The organism is Streptomyces sp. NPDC092045 (genome assembly GCF_044756005.1).
Lineage (GTDB): Bacteria > Actinomycetota > Actinomycetes > Streptomycetales > Streptomycetaceae > Streptomyces.
In genome coordinates, this window is record NZ_JBIVSC010000038.1 from 20549 (window position 1) to 27106 (window position 6558).

Below are 6558 nucleotides of genomic sequence, written 5' to 3' on the forward strand. Positions count from 1 at the left end.
CCTCAAATAGGCGGGCTTCGCCGGGCGGAGTTCTTGAGCCGTTCGGCAAGAGCTTCGACGAGACCGCGGAGCTCATCGGGGCGTTCGATGACAAAGGGTCGATCCAGCGAGGCAAGGATGGCAGGCAGCCAATCAAGCCGTTCGACCCGGAGTTCGACCCGGCGCCAGCGCTCGTTGTCCGGATCTGCGCTGCTCGGGGAGGCGAGCGTCTCCACGATTGCGATAGCGGCAGGGAGCCGGGTGTGAATCTGCTCGGCCGTGCCCTGAATCAGCAAGGTCACCTCGTGCCGGTACGGAGCCTTGGCGAGCCCGGTCAGGACGCGCTGGGCTGGATCGGGTCCGGCGGGTGGTTCGAATGAGCCGGATAGAATTCTCACCCCCGTGACGCGATCCAGGCGAAATGTCCGGTCTTCACCTGCCGTGAGATCTGCGGCCGTGACGTACCAGCGGCCCGAGTGGGAGACGACCCCGTACGGGTGCAGTGTGCGCTCGCTGCGCCGACCGTCGGCCGCGGCATACCGGATAGAGATCGGCCGGTGATGACTGACCGCGTCGGCGATCGCGAGCAGCACCGTCGATTGCGGGGCAGTTGTTTCACCAGGTGGGTCCGTGAAGGCGAGAGAGCCGAGAACGGCGTCGAGTCTGCGGCTCAGTCGCTCGGGCAGCGCCCGCCGGATCTTGGCCGTCGCCGTCTCACCGGCCGTGGACATGGCCGTCGTCAAGCCAGCTCTCCGGCCTGCGATCAGGCCGAGCAGCACGGCGAGCGCTTCGTCGTCGCTCAGCATGAGCGGAGGCATGCGGTAGCCGGGGGCGAGGCGGTAGCCGCCGTAGCGACCGCGTACCGACTCGACGGGGACATCGAGGTCGAGGAGGTGGCTGACATAGCGCCGGACGGTGCGTTCATCGACATCGAGCCGTCCGGCCAGTTCGGTCACGGTCCGGATGCCGCCCGATTGCAGGAGTTCCAGCAGAGCGAGCACGCGGGCAACGGGGCGAGGCATACCTCAAATCCTCCCGCAGATACCGGGCGGGTTCCGCCCGGTATCAGTCGTAGAGTGAAATCGCCAACGAAGGACGAAACGGGAGAAATTGATGAATTTTGTCTCTGTGCGCATCATTACGAGCGAAATCGCTCGCCTCGTCGACTTTTACGAGCGCGCCACCGGAGTATCCGCCACCTGGTTCACCGAGGACTTTGCCGAACTCACGACCCCCTCGGCCACCCTGGCGATCGGCAGCACCCGCACTGTCCCCTTGTTCGCGCCCGACTCCGCCCGCCCGGCCGACAACCGCAGTGTCATCCTCGAATTCCTCGTCGACGACGTGGACGGCGTGTTCAAGAACCTGACCGGCTTCGTGGGGGACTTCGTCAATGAGCCCACCACGATGCCTTGGGGCAACCGCGCGCTCCTGTTCCGCGACCCCGATGGCAACCTTGTCAACTTCTTCACCCCCGTCACCCCGGCGGCAATCGCGAAGTTTGCTTGCTGAGGACAGTGCGGCAACCCGGCAGGTGGTTTCGCGTTGCGCCCTCTGGCGCTCGCATCCGCGTCATGGAGAGCGTGCCGGGTCACCAAGCAGATGGCGCGGCCAGGCGGTCTGACGAGCTCGTGCGTGGTAAGCGGTGAGGCGTCGAGTTCCGGATAGTTGATCATGATCGGGTGGTGGGGACCGTGACTCGTGCAGTGATCGTCAGCAATCGCCGGATCACGAGCCTGTCGATCGATGTGATCGCTGAACTCGTCGCCGAGTTGGGTCCGTTATGGCATGAGCGTCACCAGTCCAAGCTGGTCTCCCGGTCGCAGAAGCGGGCCGTGGGCGCCGGCGCGAAGCACCGGTTCGTGTTCGTCAACCGGCTCCTGGCCACCCTCGTCCATCTCCTTCACGGGGCCACTCACGACGTGCTGGCCTGCTGGTTCAGAGTAGACCGATCCACCATCGCCTGGGCCACCGGCGAGGTACGACCCTTGCTCGCCGAGCGAGGGTGCACGATCAGCCTCAACATCCGGTTGCGAACGCCGGCCGAGGGCATCGAGCGCTTCGGAGCCAGCGGGAAGACCGGGATCATCGACGACACCAAGATCCGGGTCCGCCGGCCGACCGCCAGATGCAAGGACCGGGACACGTTCATCTCCGGGAAGAACAAGCAGAACGCCTCAAGACCATGCTCCTCACCGACCGGAATGGACGGATGCTGTTCTGCAGCCGGCCAGGCCAGGCAGCTGCGCGGACGTCACCCATGCCCGCCAGTTGGGCTTGGACAGGGTTCTGGTGGACAGCCCAGTGGTGGAGATCCTCGCGGACGCCGGCTACCAGGGCCTCGGTGCCCAGACCGGCGAACGGGTGGCGACGCCATCACACTGCAAATTCAAGAAGAACGCGCCGGACTGGCACGAGAAAATGCACAAGCGACAGCGCAAAGCACGCTCCTCACGACGCATCCGCGTCGAGCATGGCATCACCCACCTCAAGAACTGGCAGGCACCGGCCCGACATCTCGACTGCCACGAGTACACGAGCGACACCGTTCAGGCAGCCGTCGGCCTGCTCTGCTACCAGCAGACCGCAGACCTGGGCCCTCGACGACAGAGGTGAGCACCGGTCCCACCGAAGCCCTCGACACTTCACCGCTTACCGTGCACGAGCTCGTTAGCCCATAAGATTGGCGTAAATACCCTCTTGTTTTTCTCGGCCTGGCTTGATCTCATAAAAGATGAGAGTTTCTGCGCCGATGCCCTGGCTTTTCATAGGGTGACAGGAGCGTATACCGCGGGCTTCAGTCGCCGCCGCTTACCGTGGTCGTAGCCGACGAATCAAATTCGAACGGCGTCGGAACCTTATCGTCTAGCTAGATCTCACCGACATTAGAAATGCGAATCCTCGGACTTTTCAGGAGACCTTCCATGTTCTTACCCAAGGCCGTCATGGCTCATGATGGCGCGACCTCACTACGGCGGCTCAGGCATTTCCTTCTCGTGCTGTCGCTGCTCGCTGCAGGTACTACCTTCACTATGACCGGTTCCAAGGCCGAAGCCGCCGAACGGTGCCCGTTGGGCGGTGGATGGGGATCCATGGAGGTAGTGGCGTCGGCCGTGCCCGGCATCACCGACTTCGAGCTCTTCCGTTTCGCCGATCTCGACGGTGACGGGGACGACGACCGTCTGCTGCTGGACGTGATCGGCGGCGTCCGGGAATGGCGCAACGACCGGGGCGGGAGATGGGCGTACCGCGGGCGCATAGCCCTGGGCACCGGATACCCGCCGGAGCGGGTCAAGTTCGCCGATCTGAACGGAGACGGCAAGGACGACTACCTCGTGGTGAAGAACGACGGCGCACTGGATGCCTGGATCAATGAGGGGGGCGACCTGACCGGTCCGGAGGGGATCACCCCCCGCTGGCGTGGGGTGGGGCAGATAGCGAGAGGCACCGGAGCTTCTCCCCACCAGATCTACTTCGGCGACCTCGATGGTGACGGGGACGATGACTACGTGAGCGAGTCCTCGTCCACGGGCAGGGTATCGGCTTGGCGTAACGACGGCGGAGATCGGCCCGGCTATGACGGCTGGACCTCGTGGAGCGGGAATCTTCCCACGAACGGGGGGTCGGAAATGCGTCGGGAATTCGCCGATGTCAACTGTGACGGCCTGGAAGACCTCACACACCTGTCCCCGCAAAGCGCCCTGTTCACTTTTGTGAACCTCGGCAGGCAGGACAGCTCATGGGCCTCCTACCCGTCCCTTACATCCGAGAGTTCCGACGATCCAAGCAATCGCGTGAGAATCGCCGAACTGAACGGAGACGGCAAGGTGGACTATCTGCTCATGACCGGTGAAGGGATGCTCTTGGGACGCTTGAACAAGGGAGGTGACGCATCGTGAACCACCTCATCTGCACATGGAGCCGTGCACGGAAGAGCGGAATGCTGGCAGTCGTCGCGGCCCTGGTGTCGGGTCTGCTCGTCGCCCTGCCTGCCGGCCCAGCTGTCGCGGTCGACTGGCCACTGGCGAGTACGCCACTGATGACCTGGAACATGCAAGGTGCCACCGACCAGAACGAGAGCAAATGGAACAACTACGTGGCCGGGTACTCACGGCGTTTCCCCATCGTAATGCTGCAGGAAGCTGGCCCCGCGCCAGCAGAAAACTCCAGGTATCTGGGTGGCCTGACCCGTCAAACGGTCGACCGCACGAACACCCCCCACACCCATACGGTCCACCACCACCGATGGCAGCCGGAGACAGCGGACGGGAGTGTGGGCTTTCGGGAAATCTACTTCCTGCATACACAGAATGGCGTGGGCGGCCGGGTCAATCTGGCCCTTGTCGTCTCGGAAGACCCCGACGAGGTCAACGTGGTAGCGAACCCCATCGACGCGGGCCGCACCGCGCTGGGCGTGCGGTACGGCACGAACTGGTACTTCACCATACACGGGCTGTCCGGAGGAGGCGGCGACTCGGCAGTGCTGCTGAACGCAATCGACGACGAGGTGGAACGGTGGGGCAACGCCCAGGGCATCGAGTACAACTGGACAGTCGGCGGGGACTTCAACGTCGACCCGCGTGTCCTCCAGGACCGCGCCGGATTCCCGGTCGCCCGCGCCGTGAGCACCGATGAGAACACGCCGACCCACAACAGCGGCAACCGCTACGACTACTTCGTCACCGACGACTTCAATGCTGCGAACTCGCTGGGAGATGCCTGGCTCAACGAGATGCAGCCGCCCAGCGACCACCGACCGGTTGGTGTCGGACGGCTTCGGGCCGCCGCGGACCCGCCGTCCGATATCCGTCTCATGCCGATCGGCGACTCCATCACGGAAGGGTGGGGCAGCAGCAACAGCTCCGGCGCACGTGACGAGATCCAGGACTCCCTCGGCAAGACGACCTTAGGCGAGCTCATAGGAACTCCGAACGGCTGGTTGATCTACGCATCGCTCGACAAACGGGATATGGTCGGTCAGCTCGAGCACGGCAAGGACATCCCCGACGACGACCATGAAGGATGGGCCGGATACACCATCGGCCAGATCCAGGAAAAGATCGACGGATCCGTCTCTCTCCGACGCCCCAACATCGTGACGCTCCTGGCCGGCACCAACGACATGGTCCGCAACGTCGACGTGGGCAACGCCCCCAGCAGGCTCAGCCAGCTGATCGACAAAATCTACGAATGGTCGCCCGGGGTGACAATCGTGGTCGGCACACTGACTCCGTCACGCGACGACACCATCCAAAACCGGATCAACGCCTACAACGCTGCTATCTGGCCGATGCTGGGCCGGCGCATCACCAACGGGGACCACCTGGTCCGGGTTGACCTGAGCGCCGTCACCAAAGCCGACCTCGCCGATGTGGTCCACCCCAACGACGCCGGGTACGACAAGATCGCCGCCGCGTTCTCCGCAGGCATCCGGACGGCGCTGGTCAACGGCTGGGTCACGAACCCCGCCCCATCCGGCCAGCAACCCGGGCAGTGCAGCGCACGCCAGGGATATGAAGTGAAGGGGCGGATCTGGGAGGGACTTCTCGGCAACCCCGACGTTGCCCGTTCCATAAAGTACGCCGATCTCGACGGCGACGGCCGGGACGACATCGTGTGGATCTCCCCCACCGGCGCCGCAACCGCCTGGCTCAACCGGAATGCCGGGGGAAAGATCACCTGGGTCTACCGCGGTGAGATCGCCATGGGCACAGGACTGGGACCCGACCGGGTCTTCTTCGCTGACCTCGACAACGACCGCCGCGACGACTACATCGTCATCCGGCCGAACAACGTTATCGACGCCTACTACAACCGCGGGGGCGATACCGTCGACAAGGACAACTGGCACGCCGGATTCGAGCCACACCTCAACTACGGCCGGGGCACCAACATTCCCGTCGACCGCATCAGATTCGCCGACGTCAACGGTGACGGACGAGCGGACTACATCCGCCTGGTCGACTTCAGTACCAAAATCGACGTTTGGTACAACCGCGGGGGCGACACCCCCGGACACGACGGCTGGGAAGAGGGCGGTGCCATCCTGGCCAACCTTACGCCGCGGACCAACCAGCAGATCGAATTTGCCGATCTCAACTGCGATCGCAAGGCCGACTACATCGCCCTCGATCCCAACGGTGTGCCCAGGGCCTGGTTCAACACCGGCGACAAGCAGTGGGCCGAACGTGGCCAGATAGCGACAGGCACCGGTGGCATCGTGGCCATGCCCGAACTCGACGGCGACGGCCGAGCCGACTGGGTCAGAATCGCCCGCAACGGCGCGATCGAGGCCTGGCTCAACAAGGGCGGCGACTAATAAGGATCTTCAGAGTGGTCACCGATCGGGTGACGGCCGGCTGTGGATAGCAGGCGAGGCCTTCGGGTAGTGGTTCGAGATGGCTGACGTCTCAACCGCTGTGACCGGAGGCCTCGTTGGTCCCCTATCCTGCCGCATGCGTTTGTGGAGTGGGCCACGATGCTAACGAGTTGGTGCGTGATAGCGGGTGGGACATGTCTGCCCTGCTCAGGTGCTTGCTCAGTCGATGATGTTGCGGTCGGAGACGAGAGCGGCGATGG

The 6558-nt window shown here is 64.0% G+C and carries 5 protein-coding genes; 4 read left to right on the forward strand and 1 reads right to left on the reverse strand.

What is annotated here, in order from left to right:
• Positions 1 to 2: 2 nt before the first annotated feature.
• Complete coding sequence (locus ACIQKA_RS34565; RefSeq protein ID WP_402543362.1) at positions 3 to 1001, reverse strand: helix-turn-helix transcriptional regulator; 999 nt, start codon at positions 999 to 1001, stop codon at positions 3 to 5.
• Positions 1002 to 1092: 91 nt separating this feature from the next.
• Here ACIQKA_RS34565 and ACIQKA_RS34570 point away from each other — a divergent pair, with 91 nt between their 5' ends.
• The 4 genes from ACIQKA_RS34570 (at position 1093) to ACIQKA_RS34585 (ending at position 6298) form a co-directional block, all read left to right on the forward strand.
• Positions 1093 to 1491 (forward strand): VOC family protein, encoded by a 399-nt coding sequence (locus tag ACIQKA_RS34570; RefSeq protein WP_402543363.1) that lies wholly within the window; start codon positions 1093 to 1095, stop codon positions 1489 to 1491.
• 765 nt (positions 1492 to 2256) lie between these two features.
• A complete protein-coding gene (locus tag ACIQKA_RS34575) occupies positions 2257 to 2595 on the forward strand; it encodes a transposase (RefSeq protein ID WP_402543364.1) in 339 nt (112 codons plus the stop codon).
• Positions 2596 to 2903: 308 nt separating this feature from the next.
• Positions 2904 to 3878: an FG-GAP repeat domain-containing protein gene (locus ACIQKA_RS34580; protein ID WP_402543365.1), complete on the forward strand. Its 975-nt coding sequence runs from the start codon at positions 2904 to 2906 to the stop codon at positions 3876 to 3878.
• A complete protein-coding gene (locus ACIQKA_RS34585) occupies positions 3875 to 6298 on the forward strand; it encodes an FG-GAP-like repeat-containing protein (RefSeq protein ID WP_402543366.1) in 2424 nt (807 codons plus the stop codon). The genes ACIQKA_RS34580 and ACIQKA_RS34585 overlap by 4 nt, the downstream gene beginning before the upstream one ends.
• Positions 6299 to 6558: the final 260 nt, after the last annotated feature.